Source organism: Photorhabdus akhurstii (assembly GCF_018448925.1).
Lineage (GTDB): Bacteria > Pseudomonadota > Gammaproteobacteria > Enterobacterales > Enterobacteriaceae > Photorhabdus > Photorhabdus akhurstii.
Genome location: NZ_RCWE01000003.1, coordinates 97,331 through 115,210, shown reverse-complemented (window position 1 = coordinate 115,210; position 17,880 = coordinate 97,331). Strand labels below are relative to the sequence as shown.

The 17,880-nt window shown below is 43.9% G+C and carries 17 protein-coding genes and 1 other RNA gene; 5 read left to right on the top strand and 13 right to left on the bottom strand.

Annotated elements, in window-relative coordinates:
• Nucleotides 1–274: 274 nt before the first annotated feature.
• The 7 genes from gcvP to EAE93_RS05155 all read right to left on the bottom strand — a co-directional run bounded on the left by gcvP (nucleotide 275) and on the right by EAE93_RS05155 (nucleotide 9,603).
• Complete coding sequence (gene gcvP, locus EAE93_RS05185) at nucleotides 275–3,151, bottom strand: aminomethyl-transferring glycine dehydrogenase (protein WP_214039228.1); 2,877 nt, start codon at nucleotides 3,149–3,151, stop codon at nucleotides 275–277.
• Nucleotides 3,152–3,238: 87 nt separating this feature from the next.
• Nucleotides 3,239–3,631, bottom strand: a complete 393-nt coding sequence (gene gcvH, locus EAE93_RS05180) for a glycine cleavage system protein GcvH (RefSeq protein WP_036781285.1) — start codon at nucleotides 3,629–3,631, stop codon at nucleotides 3,239–3,241.
• 121 nt (nucleotides 3,632–3,752) lie between these two features.
• Entirely contained in the window at nucleotides 3,753–4,847 is a 1,095-nt protein-coding gene (gcvT, locus tag EAE93_RS05175) for a glycine cleavage system aminomethyltransferase GcvT (protein ID WP_214039227.1), read from the bottom strand.
• A 358-nt stretch (nucleotides 4,848–5,205) separates the two neighbouring features.
• Nucleotides 5,206–6,438 carry an FAD-dependent 2-octaprenylphenol hydroxylase gene (gene ubiI / locus EAE93_RS05170; RefSeq protein ID WP_214039226.1) on the bottom strand — a complete coding sequence of 411 codons (1,233 nt, stop codon included), beginning with the start codon at nucleotides 6,436–6,438 and terminating at the stop codon, nucleotides 5,206–5,208.
• A 38-nt stretch (nucleotides 6,439–6,476) separates the two neighbouring features.
• Complete coding sequence (gene ubiH, locus EAE93_RS05165; protein WP_214039225.1) at nucleotides 6,477–7,655, bottom strand: 2-octaprenyl-6-methoxyphenyl hydroxylase; 1,179 nt, start codon at nucleotides 7,653–7,655, stop codon at nucleotides 6,477–6,479.
• A gap of 7 nt (nucleotides 7,656–7,662) precedes the next feature.
• Nucleotides 7,663–8,979 carry a Xaa-Pro aminopeptidase gene (gene pepP / locus EAE93_RS05160; protein ID WP_214039224.1) on the bottom strand — a complete coding sequence of 439 codons (1,317 nt, stop codon included), beginning with the start codon at nucleotides 8,977–8,979 and terminating at the stop codon, nucleotides 7,663–7,665.
• A gap of 48 nt (nucleotides 8,980–9,027) precedes the next feature.
• Nucleotides 9,028–9,603 carry a YecA/YgfB family protein gene (locus EAE93_RS05155; protein WP_036810752.1) on the bottom strand — a complete coding sequence of 192 codons (576 nt, stop codon included), beginning with the start codon at nucleotides 9,601–9,603 and terminating at the stop codon, nucleotides 9,028–9,030.
• Nucleotides 9,604–9,788: 185 nt separating this feature from the next.
• Here EAE93_RS05155 and zapA point away from each other — a divergent pair, with 185 nt between their 5' ends.
• The 3 genes from zapA to EAE93_RS05140 all read left to right on the top strand — a co-directional run bounded on the left by zapA (nucleotide 9,789) and on the right by EAE93_RS05140 (nucleotide 11,048).
• Nucleotides 9,789–10,118: a cell division protein ZapA gene (gene zapA / locus EAE93_RS05150; RefSeq protein WP_036781297.1), complete on the top strand. Its 330-nt coding sequence runs from the start codon at nucleotides 9,789–9,791 to the stop codon at nucleotides 10,116–10,118.
• Nucleotides 10,119–10,228: 110 nt separating this feature from the next.
• A non-coding RNA gene (gene ssrS / locus EAE93_RS05145) (6S RNA) lies at nucleotides 10,229–10,415 on the top strand.
• A gap of 36 nt (nucleotides 10,416–10,451) precedes the next feature.
• Nucleotides 10,452–11,048 (top strand): 5-formyltetrahydrofolate cyclo-ligase, encoded by a 597-nt coding sequence (locus EAE93_RS05140; RefSeq protein WP_036810755.1) that lies wholly within the window; start codon nucleotides 10,452–10,454, stop codon nucleotides 11,046–11,048.
• Between the two features lie 49 nt (nucleotides 11,049–11,097).
• Here the strand turns inward: EAE93_RS05140 and serA are convergent, their stop codons facing one another.
• From serA to EAE93_RS05120, 4 genes are all read right to left on the bottom strand, one after another.
• Nucleotides 11,098–12,339, bottom strand: a complete 1,242-nt coding sequence (gene serA, locus EAE93_RS05135) for a phosphoglycerate dehydrogenase (RefSeq protein ID WP_040153540.1) — start codon at nucleotides 12,337–12,339, stop codon at nucleotides 11,098–11,100.
• Nucleotides 12,340–12,611: 272 nt separating this feature from the next.
• The gene (gene rpiA, locus EAE93_RS05130) at nucleotides 12,612–13,271 is read right to left on the bottom strand and encodes a ribose-5-phosphate isomerase RpiA (protein WP_036810763.1); all 660 of its coding nucleotides are present in this window, start codon (nucleotides 13,269–13,271) and stop codon (nucleotides 12,612–12,614) included.
• A gap of 169 nt (nucleotides 13,272–13,440) precedes the next feature.
• The gene (locus EAE93_RS05125; protein ID WP_162835235.1) at nucleotides 13,441–13,602 is read right to left on the bottom strand and encodes a hypothetical protein; all 162 of its coding nucleotides are present in this window, start codon (nucleotides 13,600–13,602) and stop codon (nucleotides 13,441–13,443) included.
• A 187-nt stretch (nucleotides 13,603–13,789) separates the two neighbouring features.
• The gene (locus EAE93_RS05120) at nucleotides 13,790–14,344 is read right to left on the bottom strand and encodes a hypothetical protein (protein ID WP_044467183.1); all 555 of its coding nucleotides are present in this window, start codon (nucleotides 14,342–14,344) and stop codon (nucleotides 13,790–13,792) included.
• 448 nt (nucleotides 14,345–14,792) lie between these two features.
• Between EAE93_RS05120 and EAE93_RS05115 the strand changes: the two genes are divergently transcribed.
• Nucleotides 14,793–15,695: a LysR family transcriptional regulator ArgP gene (locus tag EAE93_RS05115; protein WP_036781333.1), complete on the top strand. Its 903-nt coding sequence runs from the start codon at nucleotides 14,793–14,795 to the stop codon at nucleotides 15,693–15,695.
• Here EAE93_RS05115 and EAE93_RS05110 read toward each other — a convergent pair.
• Together EAE93_RS05110 and argO are read right to left on the bottom strand one after the other, a co-directional pair.
• Nucleotides 15,692–16,414 (bottom strand): oxidative stress defense protein, encoded by a 723-nt coding sequence (locus tag EAE93_RS05110; RefSeq protein WP_036781307.1) that lies wholly within the window; start codon nucleotides 16,412–16,414, stop codon nucleotides 15,692–15,694. The two genes, EAE93_RS05115 and EAE93_RS05110, sit on opposite strands and share 4 nt — an antisense overlap.
• Nucleotides 16,415–16,527: 113 nt before the next feature.
• On the bottom strand, nucleotides 16,528–17,151 hold the full coding sequence (gene argO, locus EAE93_RS05105) for an arginine exporter ArgO (RefSeq protein WP_036810765.1): 624 nt from the start codon (nucleotides 17,149–17,151) through the stop codon (nucleotides 16,528–16,530).
• A gap of 235 nt (nucleotides 17,152–17,386) precedes the next feature.
• Here argO and EAE93_RS05100 point away from each other — a divergent pair, with 235 nt between their 5' ends.
• Complete coding sequence (locus EAE93_RS05100) at nucleotides 17,387–17,767, top strand: hypothetical protein (RefSeq protein ID WP_214039223.1); 381 nt, start codon at nucleotides 17,387–17,389, stop codon at nucleotides 17,765–17,767.
• Nucleotides 17,768–17,880: the final 113 nt, after the last annotated feature.

Here is a 17,880-nt window from a genome sequence, read left to right as displayed (position 1 = left end):
GAATCCGCCTATTGTATTAATAATAGTTTCAATTTTTTATTAATGAAATATCATTACCTATAAAAACTTATTTAAATAAAATATCAATAAAAACATTTTATTAAATAAAAATAGCCATAATGAAAGATACTGTTAAATTAGAAATAACATGTGAAATTTGGGAGAAAAAGGGATTAAATACATAAAATTATTTTATATTTTAATCAGCTTCGCCAGTAAATATAAATAATAGCAACACCAGTTATTATACCGGTGTTGACTATTTTATTAGTAATTATTGATAATCACTGACAGGCGCGCAGGAACAATGCAGGTTACGATCACCGTAAACATCATCAAGGCGTTTAACCGCAGGCCAATATTTATTGGCTTTGGTTTCCAAGGTTGGGAAAACCGCGGTTTCACGGCTGTAACTATGGCTCCAGTCAGAAACCAGTTCAGCTTGTACGTGAGGCGCATTGACCAATGGGTTATCTTCTAATGACCACTCACCTTTCGCCACTTTGCTAATTTCAGCACGAATTGCCAGCATCGCATCCACAAAGCGGTCAATTTCTACTTTGCTTTCTGATTCTGTAGGTTCCACCATTAGCGTACCGGCAACCGGGAATGACATGGTTGGCGCATGGAAGCCGTAGTCAATCAAGCGTTTAGCAATATCCATCTCGCTGATACCAAACTCTTCTTTCAACGGCCGAATATCCAGAATACATTCATGCGCCACATAACCGTTATGACCGGTATACAACACGTCATAATCATTCTTTAAGCGAGCAGCAATATAGTTAGCATTCAAAATCGCCGTCTGGCTTGCCTGTTTCAGCCCTTGCGAACCCATCATACGGATATACATCCAGCTAATAGGCAGAATAGAAGCACTACCAAATGGCGCCGCTGAGACAGCTCTCTGTTCAGTAATGCCATCCATTTGAACTACCGAGTGTCCCGGTAAGAACGGCGCCAAATGAGCTTTTACGCCAATCGGCCCCATTCCTGGACCACCGCCGCCGTGTGGGATACAAAATGTTTTATGCAGGTTGAGGTGTGAAACATCAGCGCCGATAAAACCGGGCGCGGTGATGCCAACCTGCGCGTTCATATTCGCGCCATCAAGGTAAACCTGACCACCATACTGATGAATGATTTCACACACCTGACGGATCGTTTCTTCATATACGCCGTGGGTTGATGGGTAAGTCACCATGATGCAGGAAAGTTCGTCACCGGATTTTTCCGCTTTTTCACGCAGGTCCGCTAGATCAATGTTGCCCTCTTTATCGCAACTCACCACCACCACTGTCATACCTGCCATATGAGCAGAAGCTGGGTTGGTGCCATGCGCAGAACTGGGGATTAAACAGATATGACGATGCCCTTCTCCACGGCTTTCATGGTAACGGCGAATAGCAAGCAGACCCGCGTATTCACCCTGCGCACCGGAGTTTGGTTGCATACAAACGGCATCATAACCTGTCAGTTGCACCAGCCAGTGAGATAATTGGCTGATCATTTGCTGATAACCCTGCGCTTGCTCTGGCGGGCAGAATGGATGCAGTTCGTTAAATTCAGGCCAAGAGATCGGTAACATTTCTGCCGCAGCATTGAGTTTCATGGTGCAAGAACCCAATGGGATCATGGCCTGATTCAGTGCTAAATCCCGGCGCTCAAGACGATGCATATAGCGCATCATATCCGTTTCACTGTGATAGCAATTGAAATTTGGATGCAGAAGGATTTCATCACTGCGCAACATGGATGCAGGAATGGAGTGACTTTCCGTCATCAGTTCTTGATCCAGTGCTTCAACATCTAGCTTGTCATCTGTGCCTGTCAGCACAGAGAACAATTTGACCAGATCATCACGGCTGGTAGCCTCGCTCAATGTGATACCCACCGCGCCGTAAATATCGGTACGCAAATTGATTTCAGCTTTGTCTGCCCGGGCCAATACCGCTGCTTTATCAGCGACTTCAACGGTCAGCGTATCAAACCAAGTTTTGTAACGCAGAGTGAACCCGGCTTTCTGTAACCCGGCCGCCAGAATGTCAGTCAGACGATGAATACGGCCCGCAATGCGTTTCAGCCCCTTCGAACCATGATATACCGCATACATCCCGGCGATATTTGCCAACAACACCTGAGCCGTACAGATGTTGGAATTGGCTTTCTCACGACGGATATGTTGCTCACGGGTCTGCATTGCCATGCGTAGCGCGGTATTACCTGCCGCGTCACGGGAAACGCCGATAATACGTCCCGGCATGGAACGTTTGAATTCATCACGGCTGGCAAAAAATGCTGCGTGGGGACCGCCATAACCCATTGGCACCCCAAAACGCTGGGCAGAACCAAACACAATGTCAGCCCCTTGTTTACCCGGCGCGGTCAAAAGCACCAACGCCATCAAGTCAGCGGCAACACTGACAATGATTTTGCGCTGTTTCAGTTGTGCGATCAGATCAGCATAATCATGAACTTCACCGGTTGTACCAACCTGTTGTAACAGCACACCAAATACGCCTTCCAGCTCCAAGACTTTTTCTGCTTTATCCACAATCACATCAAAGCCAAAGGTTTCCGCGCGGGTACGAACAACGTCTAGTGTTTGAGGATGGATATCATCAGCAACAAAGAAACGGTCAGCATTTTTTAGTTTGCTGGTACGTTTTGCCATCGCCATTGCTTCCGCCGCCGCGGTAGCCTCGTCCAGTAGAGAAGCAGAAGCAATATCCAAACCCGTCAAATCGATCGTCACTTGTTGGAAATTCAACAGTGATTCAAGGCGACCCTGAGAAACTTCTGGTTGATAAGGTGTATAAGCGGTATACCAGCCAGGATTTTCTAATAAATTACGCAAAATAACCGGCGGAAGTACAGCAGGCACATACCCCATGCCAATATAGGATTGGTAACGCTTATTTTGGCTGGCAATCGCTTTCAGTTCAGCTAGCGCTTGCTGTTCAGTCGCGCCACCGCCAACATCGGGTGGCTCTGGCAACGCGATATCACGGGGAACAATTTTCTGTGTTAACTCATCAAGGGAACTTGCTCCCACTGTCGCCAACATCTCTTTTTTCTGTTCGGCGGAAGAGCCAATATGACGGCGGATAAACTCGCCCTGATTCTCGAGTTGGCTTAATGTCTGGATCATTTGTGACTAATTCCTGAAGCTGGCCAGAAATGGCATACAAATAAAAACGCCCTGCTCACAATGTGAAACAGGGCGACGGTAAGCATATTATTCTTCTTCGTCCAGAAGTGCCTGATATCCTTCGGCATCCAGCAAACGCGAAAGTTCACTTTCATCAGAGGCTTTAATACGGAACAGCCAACCTTCGTTATAAGGCTCGCTGTTAACTAATTCGGGCGAGTCATTTAGCGCTTCATTAACGGCAATAATTTCACCACTCAGTGGCGCATAGATATCAGAAGCCGCTTTCACTGATTCAACCACCGCGCAATCATCGCCAAGATTGATTTCACCACCTACTTCCGGCAAATCAACAAAGACCATATCGCCTAGCAGCTCCTGTGCATGCTCGGTAATACCTACCGTGTATTCACCATTGCCTTCTGCACGAACCCATTCATGTGATTGGGCATATCTTAACTCTGCGGGTACATTACTCATTACCATCATCTCCTTCAATCCTAGAATCTACCCCGATTAGGCTATTTTGTGCTGCTGCGCCAATCATGCTTACCGGGATAAATTGCTATTTACTCATCAAGTTATTATTCGATAAAAATGACTATACGAGAGGCTTACCCGCCCGTACAAAGCTAGGTTTGACTACCTGAACCGGCATTTCACGATTGCGAATTTGGACAACCGCCTGTTCACCAATCCCCTGCGGCACTCGGGCAAGGGCAATACTGAATCCTAATGTTGGAGAGAACGTGCCACTGGTAATAACGCCAGAATGTAAGGCGCCCATCTCATCAGTAAAACTAACTATTAAGCCACCACGTAACACACCCTTTTCTCTCATCACCAAGCCAACTAACTGCTCGGCGCCCTCTTCACGCTGTTTTTCTAGCGCTTCACGGCCGATAAACTGGCGATCTTCGGGTTTCCAAGCGATTGTCCAGCCCATGTTAGCCGCAAGGGGAGAAATGGTTTCATCCATTTCCTGCCCATAGAGGTTCATACCGGCTTCAAGCCGCAGCGTATCACGCGCGCCTAATCCCGCGGGCTTAACGCCGACACTCAGCAATTTTTGCCAGAAATCCACGGCCTGCCCTTTTGGCAACGCCACTTCATAACCCGCTTCACCGGTATAACCCGTTGTCGCGATAAACAGATCCCCCGCCTGAACGCCAAAGAAAGGTTTCATTCCGGCAGTAGTCTGTTTTTGTTCATCATTCAATAGAGACTCTACTTTTGCCTGAGCCTCAGGCCCCTGAACCGCAATTAATGCCAGATCATCACGAACCTGAACATCAACCGGGTAACTGGCTACATGTTCATTAATCCATGCCAGATCTTTCTCACGGGTCGCAGAATTGACCACCAATCGATAAAAATCATTGCTGAGGTAATAAACAATCAGGTCATCAATTACACCGCCAGAAGCATTAAGCATCCCGGTGTATAGGGCTTTGCCCTTTTCTGTCAATTTAGCAATGTCATTTGCCAGCAAATAACGCAGGAAATCACGGCAACCAGTACCATGCAGATCCACAATCGTCATATGGGAAACATCAAACATACCGGCATGAGTGCGGACAGTATGATGCTCATCCATTTGTGAACCATAATGCAAAGGCATCATCCAGCCATGAAAATCTACCATACGCGCACCACAAGCCAGATGCTGGTCATACAATGGAGTTTGTTTTGCCATTATTTCCCTCTTTTCATTTCCTACATGAAAACATACCGCGTATTAACCGACAGATACTGTGAATCATGAACAAAAAGCGGCTAAAAAACGCGACGCAAACGATATCTTAAAATGAAAGTTATCACTGAAAACCAAAATGAACCATAAGTAAAAATAGGGTTCAATCCCGTGACCGTCAAAAAACGTGTTATGAGTATGCAGAATTTTCAACTATTAAAATGAGTCATAATACTCAAAATTAACAATTAACTTTAGAAAACACTCATTTTCTGTTACAATCTAACTGAAATATGAATAAAATCACCTATTCATATTTCAGCAAGACATGAGAAAAAGTTATCGATAAGCAGAGGCTAAATTAGATTTTTTCAGCCGAATAGGATTTAGAAGAGAGCCAGTCCGGTAAGTCATTCAACCCCATTGCCTGACGAAGTAATTTAGGTTTAATTCCCGGTAAATTATCTGCCAGAGATAACCCGATATCCCGCAAAAGTTTTTTCGCCGGATTATTGCCATCGAATAATTGACGAAAACCTTGCATGCCAGCCAGCATCACAGCAGCGCCATGTTTACGGCGGCGCTCATAGCGACGCAAATAAAAGTGCTGACCAATATCTTTTCCCTGACCATGCAAACGACGCAATTCACCTATCAGTTCAGCGACATCCATAAAGCCCAAATTCACTCCCTGTCCTGCCAATGGGTGAATGGTATGAGCGGCATCGCCCAACAGGGCCAGACGATGAGCCGCAAAATTACGAGCATAACGACCGGTCAGTGGAATTGTCAGACGTTCACTCATCAGTTCACATTGACCAAGGCGCAGATCAAAATCTACCGCCAATTGCTGGTTAAAACGCTTATGATCAAGTTGTTTATACCGTTCAGCAACTTCACCCGGTAATGACCAGACGATAGAACACAAATGGGGATCGGCAAGGGGCAAAAACGCCAAAATACCCTCACCATAAAAGACCTGGCGGGCAACCCGGCCGTGCGGCTCTTCGGTGCGAATAGCGGCTACCAACGCATGATGTTCATAATCCCAAAATGTGAGAGGGATATCAGCATGTTGACGCAACCATGAATGAGCGCCATCAGCGCCAACAACTAAACGAGCGGTTAACATGCGACCATCGGATAAAGTCATAAAAGCTTCATTTTCACCCCAGGCAACCTGTTGCAAAGCCGCCGGCGCCAACATGGTCACATCAGATAAGCTATCCGCTTTTTTCCATAATGCTTCACGAATAACCCGATTCTCAATGATATGACCAAGATATTCCAGCCCATATTCAGCCGCGCTGAACTGAATACGGCCAAAGCTATCCCGCTCCCAAACTTCCATTTCCTGATAAGGACTGGTGCACATATCCAGAATATGTCGCCACACACCAAGATGCTGTAATAAGCGTTCACTGGCTGCATTAATCGCCGAAACCCGCAAAGCATACTCTTCTCCAGCAATAACGGGTTGAACAGGCGGATAGTTCTCCACCACCGCCACCCGCAAGCCGCTGCCTTGTAAGCCACAGGCAAGCGCCAAACCAACCATACCGCCACCAGCGATAACCACGTCAAATGATTGCATAATATAACGTCCTCTTACTTTGTCTGCTTGATCTGCGGTTATCTTTGGGCGACCCAACCCAGAGTCTGACGGGCCAGTATATCCCGCATAGGAGAGCATTTTTCCATCATCATCAGGCCAAAGTTACGCCCGATTTGTAATGGAAAATAACGATTGGCAAATACCCGTATCAATCCATCGGTAATATCAATGGTGTTTTCTCGATCTAAAATTCGTTGTTGTTGGTAGTTGGCCAAAACCTGATAAGTACCAATATCCTGTCCAGCAGCAAAAGCCTCAGAAACAATCTGAGCCAGTGTCATCACATCTCGCATACCAAGATTGAAACCCTGACCTGCAATTGGATGTAATGTTTGCGCGGCATTTCCCACCAGCGCCAATCGGTGGCTAATTTGTTGATTTGCAGTAGATAGTGTCAATGGATAGCTATGACGATGACCGGTTTCCAATATTTTCCCTAGTCTCCAGCCAAATGCTTGCTGTAACTGCCGAAGAAATTGCTCATTATTCCAACCCGCTATCTCCTTTTGCCGCGCCAACTGATGGCACCATACCAGCGAGCTCCGCCCCCCAGACATTGGCAACAAAGCAAGTGGCCCATGTTCTGTGAAACGTTCAAATGCACTGCCTCGCGGATGCTCCGAAGTCAGTACATTAGTAATTACAGCAACCTGTTCATAAGCGTGCCGTTGCCACTGAATATTACAGGCACGACCAATGGCAGAATGGCTGCCATCCGCCGCTACCAGCAATTCACCTTGCAGCCGTTCACCACTGTCCAGAGTGACAGCCACCGATGACAGGGTTCTTTCAACAGCCATAACCTTGGATGGACAATATAACGTGACACCAGGCGCATTTTTCAGTAATCCGAACAAACACTGCCCTGCATCATACAACTCGATAACATTGCCCAAAGCTGGAATGTTATATTCTTTTGCATAAAGGTTCACAAACCCTGCATGACCACGATCACTAACATGAACGTGAGTTATCGGTATCACATACTCTTCCAGAACAGACCAAACGCCAATCTGTTGTAAACGCTGGCAAGTACCGTAAGCCAGTGCTATCGCTCTGGCATCAAAACCGGGATGTTTCTGCTCCGGCTCTGCTGCTTCAATCAGGGATACATGAATCTGCCCCTTACTTAGGGAAGATATCGCCAGCGCAAGCGTCGCGCCGGTCATGCCTCCACCAACGATAATCACGTTCATTCTTAACTTAACCCTGTTTTGCTTTCGCCATCAGAGCTTCAATCTCATCAGCTTCTTTAACAACACTGGCTGTCAGGTTTTCATTACCTGTTTCAGTGATCAAAATGTCATCTTCAATACGGATACCGATACCACGATATTCCATCGGCACATCGGCATCCGGTGCAATATAAAGCCCCGGTTCAACAGTCAATACCATTCCCGGTTGCAAAATACGGTCACGCTCTACACCATAGTCACCAACATCATGCACATCCAACCCTAGCCAATGACTTAAGCCATGCATAAAGAACTGACGATAGGCTTTAGTTTCGATTAGATGTTCAACTTCACCGTGCATAATGCCCAGTTTCACCAACTCTTCTACCATAATCTGCACGACATGTTCTGTGACTTTGTTGATGCTGGTGCCTGGCTTATACAACTCCAATGAGACATTGAGTGTTTTCAGGACGATATCGTAAATTTCACGCTGAGCGCGGGTAAACTTGCCATTAACAGGGAAAGTACGGGTGATATCTCCGGCATAACCCAGATATTCACAACCTGCGTCAATCAACACCAAGTCACCCTCTTTCATCCTACTTTCATTCTCGGTGTAGTGCAGAATACAGCTATTTTCACCGCTCCCGACAATCGTGTTGTAAGCAGGGTAACGAGCACCCTGATGAGTAAATTCGTGATGAATTTCGGCTTCCAGTTGATACTCAAACATACCTGGGCGGCAAACTCTCATCGCGCGCATATGGGCCTGCGCACTAATTTCACCTGCCCGGCGCATCATTTCAATTTCTGACTTAGATTTGAACAATCGCATTTCATGCACCCAAGGGCGCCAGTCAGTTATCGTTAAAGGCGCTGAAAGATTACGACGACCGCCTTTTCTTAATATATCCAACGCATGGAAGACAATTTCATCGGCGTAAGCAAATTCGCCCTGTGCGTGATAAACCACATCCAAACCATTCAGCAACAGATAAAGCTCCTCCTTGATATCATCAAAAGGCAAAGCGCGATCAATACCTAGTTTTTCCGGCGCCGCTTCTTGCCCAAGACGGCGACCAAACCAAATTTCCGCAGTCAGGTCACGCGCTCGATTAAAGAGCACGCTATGATTATGCTTATCATCACTCTTAATTAATATCAGCACCGCTTCCGGTTCATTAAACCCAGTCAAATAAAGGAAATCGCTATGCTGACGATAGGGATGTTCATTATCTGAATTTCGTGGCGCAGGCGGGGCAGAAAAAATAATCGCTGCGCTGGCCGGAGCCATTTTTGCCAGTAAAGCCTGACGGCGGGATAAATATTCTTGTTTGATCATACCCTCTCCTGCGACTGAGTTAATTATTTTGCGTTCAATAAACACCAATTAATGCAATGTTGGTTTGTCATTTTTTGCGATTAAAACGGTTTTAGGTTCAGTAAAGGCGATATAGCAAAGCTGTGCTGCCACCCGCACATATTCAAGGACCTCTTCCAATGCCTGAGCCAACTCTTCTTGATCATCACCTTCTTCATAACCAAGCAGAGCGATATTGCGTAAATCGCCAATAATCTCACTGATCTCTTTTCTATCCGCGAATTTCGGTTGAGCAACACCTAATCCCAGCAAAAAATGGTTAACCCATCCCGCTAATGCATCTGCGCGTTCAAACACATTATCTTCTTCATCTGGCAGCAATAAATTGAATGCGAAATTATTGTCATCCAATGATTCAAATGTGATTTCACGTAATTCACGCAATTGTTGAGCTAATGGATGGGAAAAAGCCAGCCCATCATTCGCTAAATCATGAACTAAGACCTGCCAGCTACTGTCGCGGTTACCGCCGCACAGCAGGCCGCTAATCAACCCATGCATCTCCGCTGCCGTCAGCGCCACTGACTGTTGATGCAATATTTCGTCAAAAGATTGATAATCTGGTAATGAATTCTGTATAGACATGTGTATTGGTCATCGTTGACGGTGTAAGTTCATGCTATGCTACCACCAAGGGGAGTCGCTATACCAGACAACAACCTAGCTAATCGTTAGTTGTCTGTCGGTATCGCGTTATAATGATTGGCGCCGGTTTCAATTCTATAATTCAGAATTAAAACCGGAGCGCAGCAATAAGTCAGGAAGGGGTCATGTCTGCACAACCGGTAGATATCCAGATTTTTGGGCGGTCACTACGTGTCAATTGTCCATCAGAGCAAAAAGAAGCATTACTGGCTGCGGCTGTGGAACTTGAACAACGTTTAGAAGATTTGAAAGAGCGCACCAGAGTAACCAATACTGAACAACTGATTTTTATTGTGGCATTGAATATCTGTCACGAATTGGCACAAGAAAAAGTGAAAACCCGTGACTATGCCTATAATATGGAACAGAAAATAAAGATGCTTCAACAGACTATAGAACAAGCACTGGTGGAACAAGGTCGCATCACTGAGAGCACTATTTCACCAAATGAATGAATTCTATTGATAAATCATACATTAGTGAGTGAATCATTCGAGAATTAGTTGCTTTCTGTGTTTAGTTTCATACAATAGGTGTCACAAAGTTGCTTACAAGCACTGAATAAATTTCTCTGAGATGTTCGTGAACGGGGAAAGTCCCCTGAGCCGATATTTCATACATTATAGAATGTGGTGCTCCGTAGTCTGGTGTGCATGCTCGGTTTGGCCGAGAAGCCTAAAAGCTGCGACGCTGCGTTCACCTTGAACCAAGGGTTCAAGGGTTACTACCTGTAACGGCATCTTGGAGAATCTCAACCTTAATCGCTGCTGCTATCCATCGCAGGTTCTATGCAATCAGAGTCTCTATTATCACTCAGACAAAGCATTAGAAAGAAAATACGCCAGCAACGTCGTCAACTCACTTCTGAACAACAATCGCTGTTTGCAAGACAAGCTGCTGAGCGAGCGCTCAACCACCCCAAAATTTGCCAAGCCAACAAAATCGCACTATTTCTTTCGTTTGATGGTGAGCTCGATACCCGTCCACTGATTAACCAACTCTGGCAGCAAAATAAGCAGATCTATCTGCCCGTATTACATCCTTTCCGTCATCACCATCTGCTGTTTTTAAACTATCAACCCAATACCCCGCTTGTCAGAAATCGCTTCAATATAGAAGAGCCACCGCTAGATGTTAGGCAGGTTTTACCGTTATCAGAGCTGGATATCATGATGATCCCGCTGGTTGCTTTTGCCCGCACAGGGCAGCGGCTTGGCATGGGTGGTGGTTTTTACGATCGTACATTGAAGCAATGGCAACAAAAAAACTTCTATCCGATAGGTTTGGCACATAACTGCCAGTTAGTCGATACACTACCAACAGCCGAATGGGATATTCCATTACCAGAAATCATCACACCTGAAAAAATCTGGCATTGGCAGTAAAAAAATAGGCGCCTTATACAAAACGCCCATTTGTGACATATCAAAATAATCAGTAAAGCAGACGAGAACGGATAGTACCCGGCAATGCTTTCAGTTTCTGAAATACCATTTCAGCTTGAGCCGGATTTTCAGTCACAATATCAATAACCACATAACCCATATCCCCACTGGTACGCAGATACTGAGCGGCAATATTGATATCCTGTTCAGCAAACACTTGGTTAATACTGTTCAATATACCCGGCCGATTTTCATGAATATGCAGAAACCGGTTGGTATCATCAGCATGAACAGGAAGAGACACTTCTGGGAAGTTTACTGCCGATAAGGTAGAACCATTGTCAGAGTATTTCGCTAACTTTCCGGCGACTTCGTAACCAATATTTTCCTGCGCTTCTTGGGTAGAACCTCCAATATGTGGCGTCAGCAACACATTATCAAATTTACACAACGGTGACTCAAACGGATCATTATTGGTCGCCGGCTCAATGGGGAACACATCCACAGCCGCCCCTGACAGATGTTCACTTTCCAATGCATCGCATAATGCCGGGATATCCACCACCGTTCCACGTGAAGCATTAATCAAGATAGAACCCGGTTTCATCAATGTAAGTTCGGTTGCACCAATCATATTTTTAGTTGATGGCGTTTCTGGTACATGCAAACTCACCACATCACTCATATTCAGTAATTCTGACAAATGACGTACCTGATGAGCATTACCTAATGGCAATTTGTTTTCAATATCGTAAAAGTAGACATCCATACCGATATTTTCAGCCAGAATACCAAGCTGAGTACCAATATGACCGTAACCGATAATACCCAGTTTTTTCCCACGCACTTCATAGCAGCCCTTAGCCTGCTTATCCCACACGCCTCGATGAGCTTTCGCATTCGCTAAAGGGATACGACGCAGCAGCAGCAGCAATTCACCAAGGACCATTTCAGCGACAGAACGGGTATTAGAAAATGGCGCATTAAAGACAGGGATACCACGTTTCGCAGCCGCTTTCAGATTAACCTGATTGGTGCCAATACAGAAACAACCTACAGCAACCAATTTTTCGGCTGCCTGGAAAATGTCTTCGGTCAGTTGTGTGCGGGAACGGATACCAACAAAATGGGCATCACGAATTGCCTCTTTTAACTCTTCGGAATCTAACGCTCCCTTATGATATTCGATATTGCTATAACCGGCTGCTCGCAGATTTTCTACCGTGCTCTGATGCACGCCTTCCAATAGCAAAAATTTAATCTTATCTTTTTCCAGAGATACCTTAACCATTTATCCTGCCTATTGTTACGCTTCGTTACATTTAAGATTCATTCTCTCAACATAACAAAAAAAACGAACACAGCAATATAAACGATTGCTATTCCCGTCACATAAGTCTTAACAAAGTAGTTATTATGCGGAATAAAATGATCTGAAAGAGCACAAAATTAGGATTTAGGTTAAATAACAATCATAGATATAAAATATATCACTAAATTCTTCTCCGATTTTAACAGTGAAAAATTTTTAAGGGCGAAGAACTTCGCCCTCTATGAATAATATTATTGAGTGATGGTTTTCACTCCATCAAGTGTTCCCATCAATATAATATCCGCACCACGGTTAGCAAATAATCCTACAGTCACCACACCTGAGATACGATTAATTTTATTCTCTAACTCAACAGGATCGAGTATGGCTAGATTATGCACGTCAAGGATCATATTGCCGTTATCAGTCACAACATTCTGACGATATTTTGGTACTCCCCCCAACTTAACCAACTCACGAGCGACATAGGCGCGAGCCATTGGAATTACTTCGACCGGCAGAGGAAATTTACCTAATACATCAACTTTTTTAGAAGCATCAACAATACAAACGAATTTTTTCGCTATTGCAGCAATGATTTTTTCACGCGTTAATGCAGCGCCACCGCCTTTAATCATCTGCATATTGCCATTGATTTCATCCGCGCCATCAACATAGATATCAAGGGAATCCACTTCATTACAATCGAATACAGGAATGCCCAAGCTTTTTAACTTCTCAGTAGAAGCCTCAGAGCTGGATACTGCTCCTTCAATCTGATCTTTAATGGAACCGAGGGCATCAATAAAATGTGAAGCCGTTGAACCAGTCCCCACGCCCACAATGGTTCCTGGTGTAACAAATTCGAGTGCTGCCCAACCCACTGCTTTTTTCAATTCGTCCTGAGTCATATCAATTCATTGCCTATATCAGTTACAAGGAAAGACCTCGACTAGTATAAACTTTGATAGCAACAAAGAAACCGCAATTCAATTAAAGTTGAATAGGATAAGTCACGGGAAATATAAGATTAAATGATGCCAAAACCCGCCATAGGGCGGGCGACAAAAAGAGTGATGTTTATGCTGCTTCTTTGTTACGACGACGACCTTGCTTTTCTTGGCTTGGTGCCTGAGCATGTTCTTCCAAAGCCGGACCTACTTTCATGAGAAAATCCAAGGTCTCCCCAACTTTTTTATACGTTTGAATGGTATCGAACATCGGTTCTTTTTGTGTTCTCATTATCAACACCTCATAAAACAACTTCATATTACTGAACTGATTTCGTCATACAGGAAAAAAATTCCCGACAAAATCTCTCTGTTATGACCATCGCAACAAATCTGAATAAACAAAATAGCTATTTTACCTGGCTCTACCTAGATACCATAACGCATATATAAACGCAGAGATGTTAAAGAACTAGATGTCAAAGAACTGACTCCTTAGACCTACTCTCCAACTTTGCCGTTAATGTTTTAATATCACATGACATTACATATCCGCAGCGCTCCAGCTCAAAACCAAACGAACGATAGTAAGCTATTTTATCCTTAACAGGTTCATGAATCCTGATGTCTTCACCACCAGACATATTCATGAAAATCAATGTTGCATATAGAGTATACAAAAGCATCTTTCTATGCAACGGATGATTTTCCATATCTTTCACAAAATTTTCCAATACATGGATGTTAAAACTCTTATCACTCAAATCATATATGGACAAAGCGACTCCAGCGGGAGCAGATTCAATTTGAAAATTTTCCCTTGATATGACAAATTTTATACATAAGCTGAAACAGTCATGTCGATTACCGATCTCTGTAATATAATAGTCCCAGTTAAGCTCACCATATGCTCCCGTTAGCATATTTGCATCGCTGTCAGAGACAGGACCGACCGCCAAATCTATTCCTCTCTGATCCATATATAACTGCAAAGTATTGTATGTTAATTGTGCAACATGTTTCAGTGACAGCATAATAAAGTAACCTTACTTACATTTTTATTATTATTAAATAGCCAAAAGTAACGTCTTTTAGACAATTTTATGAAAAATCCACACTTAAACGAAACATGCAAACAATCCTTAATTCAATCACCCTAATTCAATCAAAAGCTAATTATTAAGCTAACCAAAACAACTTCACACAGTTGTTGTTCCCCGAGCATATTATTTATTCAACCACGTTAACAAACGTAACCTTCAAAAATGGAACCCCCTTCCCATAAAGGCCAACAATCAACGAAATTTCTCCAAAATTGGATGTAACATCGGTAATCTTTGGCAGGTGAGGCTTTACAACACACCAGATAAATTGCCTCATCCATCAGAAAAATATGGCATAGTGCTATACGGAAACATAAATAGTGCTATACGGAAACATAAATAGTGCTAGGCGGAAACATAAATGGAGAATCTTTCTGTAATGAAACGTCCTGATTACCGAACACTGCAAGCCTTGGATGCTGTTGTCCGTGAACGTGGTTTCGAACGCGCAGCCCAAAAACTCTGTATCACTCAATCCGCGGTTTCTCAACGTATCAAACAGTTGGAAAATCTGTTCGGCCAGCCTCTGCTAGTACGCACCGTTCCCCCGCGCCCCACCGAACAAGGACAAAAACTACTGGCGCTATTACATCAGGTAGAGTTGTTGGAAGAGCAGTGGTTAGGTGATGAACAGGGGACAGATACGCCATTGCTGCTTTCGTTGGCAGTCAATGCTGACAGCTTAGCAACCTGGCTGTTGCCGGCACTACATCCGGTACTTGCTGATTTGCCTATCCGACTCAATATTCAAGTTGAAGATGAAACTCGGACTCAGGAACAGTTAAGAAGAGGTGAAGTCGTTGGCGCGGTCAGTATTCAACCACAACCCTTACCCAGTTGTCTGGTCGATAAATTAGGAGCGCTGGATTATCTGTTTGTCGCCTCGCCAGAATTTGCTGCCCGCTATTTCCCAAATGGAGTTACCCGTTCAGCGTTACTAAAAGCCCCTGCGGTTGCATTCGACCATCTGGATGATATGCATCAGGCATTTTTACAACAGAACTTCGAGTTGTCGCCGGGCAGCGTTCCATGTCATATCGTCAACTCATCTGAAGCCTTTGTACAACTGGCAAAACAGGGTTCCACCTGTTGTATGATCCCTCATTTACAGATTGATCAGGAATTGAAAAATGGTGAACTGATCGACCTGACGCCGGGTTTATGTCAGCGCCGGATGCTCTATTGGCATCGTTTCGCACCGGAAAGCAGGACCATGAAAAAGGTGACTGACGCCCTATTGAAACTTGGGCGTCAGATGTTAAGACAAGATGACACGGATTAAGGTTTTAGTTCAAACACAACATCAACCTGATCGCTGAAATTGATGCTATCCTGCTGGTAAGTTTCACCCACTCCAGCAGCAGCACCTCCCGCCATCATCACATCAGAATTGCGATACTTCATATGGTCAATTATCTCTGGCGCTCGGTAATTGATACTGTATATCGAACCCACTTTGCTATTAAAGCCTTTCGCCAGTGCATCAGCTTGTTCAATCGCATTCTCAATGGCTTTCTGACGGGCTTCATCACGATATTTTTGCGGATTGTCCACCCCAAACTGAACAGATACGATTTCGTTCAAACCCGCTTTTAATGCTCCATCTAGCAGATCATTAAGTTGCTCTAACTTACGAACCTTCACTTCCACTGAACGGATCGCACGATAACCTTTCAGCACCGATTTGCCAGATACATTGTCATACTCATAATCAGGCTGAGTACGCAGATTCGCTGCATCAATATCTTTCTTTTCAATGCCGTTCTTTTTCAGAAAATCAAAATATTTAGCAACCAGCTCATCAACCTGCTTTTTAGCTCCAGAAGCATCTTTAGCAGAAATATTGACGTTAATCATCAATGTTGCTATATCCGGTTCAGCTTTCACTACCGCATTACCAGAAGTAATAACATGAGGGACTCCGGGTAAATCAGCAGCCTGTGCAGCAAGTGGCACCCCGGCACTTAACATGGCGGCCAACCCTAATGATTTCAATTTCACACAACCTCCGAAGAAAACCTGTTACAGAAAATGTTCATCCCACGGAAAAACCGAAATATACATGGGATGAATAAAACACTAACACAGAGAGTGCATGCAAAGAAGTGTCCAGCTCAATCAGAAATTAGTAATCCCTGCTTAGCAAGTTGCCATGCGATATACCACATAATGACACAGATAAACCCATTAATAATCCGTTGAGAAAGCGGCTTACTTAACACAGGGGAAAACCATGCGGCTAGCAATGACAGAGAAAAAAACCAACTAACAGAAGCGCTTGCGGCACCAAAAGTAAACCAGGGCCTGAGTTCTGAGGATAACTGGCCGCCAATACTGCCCAGAACAACAATGGTGTCTAAATAAACATGCGGATTTAACCAAGTGACCGCAAAGATAATCGCAATGACCCGCCAACGGTTTTTTGCTGTACTACTCGCCTGCACCTGTTCAATATTGGCAAACAAAACCACACGTAAGGCCCCCCATCCATACCAGAATAAAAAAGCAACACCCCCCCAGGTGACAAATTGCAAGAGTAAAGTTGACTGACTCAGTAATGCACTACCACCAAATACACCGACACCAATCAGAAAACCATCACTGATCGCGCACAAAGTTGCGCTCATCAAATGAAATTGTCTCCTGCTACCTTGCTGCATAACAAAAGCATTTTGTGGACCAAGAGGCAAAATCATTGCTGCGCTAAGAAAAAAACCCTGCACAAATGTCGATAACATAAAAAAACTCCTCAATAATTATTCACTTTGCTATTTCAATGTTCAGAATATTAAGAAGAATAGCTCATTAGAGGAAATAAATGCTTCTAATTGATCATAAGAAATTTTAATAACCAACCAAAAAGCAGGTTTTTATAGGAAAACTATTTGATTAATTCAAAGAAAATCAAGCTAATACACACTAAAAGCATTAATGAATCTATCAATGCTATGAAAATAAGAGGAAGAGGTTATTTTGAAAAAAATTACGGGTTTCATGCTGTTAGCAATCATTATTATTGCCGCTCTTACTGTCAGAAACTACTATTTGCTGCGAAATGATGTTGAAGAGACATTAAACCACTATGAAATAATTGAATATTATATTGGTACAGCAAATATTACAGATGTGGAGCTCAGTAATCATCAGCCTTTCTTATGTGAAAAAGGCTGTGAACGTTTCGTTCTTAAAATACGGGGGGAAAAAGGAGATGGGATAGTCACTGCTGATATTAATTTCCATACTTCAGATGTTTCGTCTGCTATCCTTTGCTTGTCTGATAACAAGAAAATAGCACTGACAGAAGATATCAGCGATGATTTTATTAAAAACAACCTTAATACCTTATGCCAGTAAAATAAGCCAGAATAATAGAGCGTCCGCGCTATCCACAGCGCGGCGCTGATTTACCGGTAAAGATTTACAGCCTATTCACGCCACCAGATGGTTATTATCCAATATCCTCTGAA

What these genes read in the sequence shown, in the direction of transcription:
- gcvP (WP_214039228.1), bottom strand. Translation starts at nt 3,151, where the DNA reads ATGATCCAGACATTAAGCCAACTCGAGAATCAGGGCGAGTTTATCCGC.
- gcvH (WP_036781285.1), bottom strand. Translation starts at nt 3,631, where the DNA reads ATGAGTAATGTACCCGCAGAGTTAAGATATGCCCAATCACATGAATGG.
- gcvT (WP_214039227.1), bottom strand. Translation starts at nt 4,847, where the DNA reads ATGGCAAAACAAACTCCATTGTATGACCAGCATCTGGCTTGTGGTGCG.
- ubiI (WP_214039226.1), bottom strand. Translation starts at nt 6,438, where the DNA reads ATGCAATCATTTGACGTGGTTATCGCTGGTGGCGGTATGGTTGGTTTG.
- ubiH (WP_214039225.1), bottom strand. Translation starts at nt 7,655, where the DNA reads ATGAACGTGATTATCGTTGGTGGAGGCATGACCGGCGCGACGCTTGCG.
- pepP (WP_214039224.1), bottom strand. Translation starts at nt 8,979, where the DNA reads ATGATCAAACAAGAATATTTATCCCGCCGTCAGGCTTTACTGGCAAAA.
- EAE93_RS05155 (WP_036810752.1), bottom strand. Translation starts at nt 9,603, where the DNA reads ATGTCTATACAGAATTCATTACCAGATTATCAATCTTTTGACGAAATA.
- zapA (WP_036781297.1), top strand. Translation starts at nt 9,789, where the DNA reads ATGTCTGCACAACCGGTAGATATCCAGATTTTTGGGCGGTCACTACGT.
- EAE93_RS05140 (WP_036810755.1), top strand. Translation starts at nt 10,452, where the DNA reads ATGCAATCAGAGTCTCTATTATCACTCAGACAAAGCATTAGAAAGAAA.
- serA (WP_040153540.1), bottom strand. Translation starts at nt 12,339, where the DNA reads ATGGTTAAGGTATCTCTGGAAAAAGATAAGATTAAATTTTTGCTATTG.
- rpiA (WP_036810763.1), bottom strand. Translation starts at nt 13,271, where the DNA reads ATGACTCAGGACGAATTGAAAAAAGCAGTGGGTTGGGCAGCACTCGAA.
- EAE93_RS05125 (WP_162835235.1), bottom strand. Translation starts at nt 13,602, where the DNA reads ATGAGAACACAAAAAGAACCGATGTTCGATACCATTCAAACGTATAAA.
- EAE93_RS05120 (WP_044467183.1), bottom strand. Translation starts at nt 14,344, where the DNA reads ATGCTGTCACTGAAACATGTTGCACAATTAACATACAATACTTTGCAG.
- EAE93_RS05115 (WP_036781333.1), top strand. Translation starts at nt 14,793, where the DNA reads ATGAAACGTCCTGATTACCGAACACTGCAAGCCTTGGATGCTGTTGTC.
- argO (WP_036810765.1), bottom strand. Translation starts at nt 17,151, where the DNA reads ATGTTATCGACATTTGTGCAGGGTTTTTTTCTTAGCGCAGCAATGATT.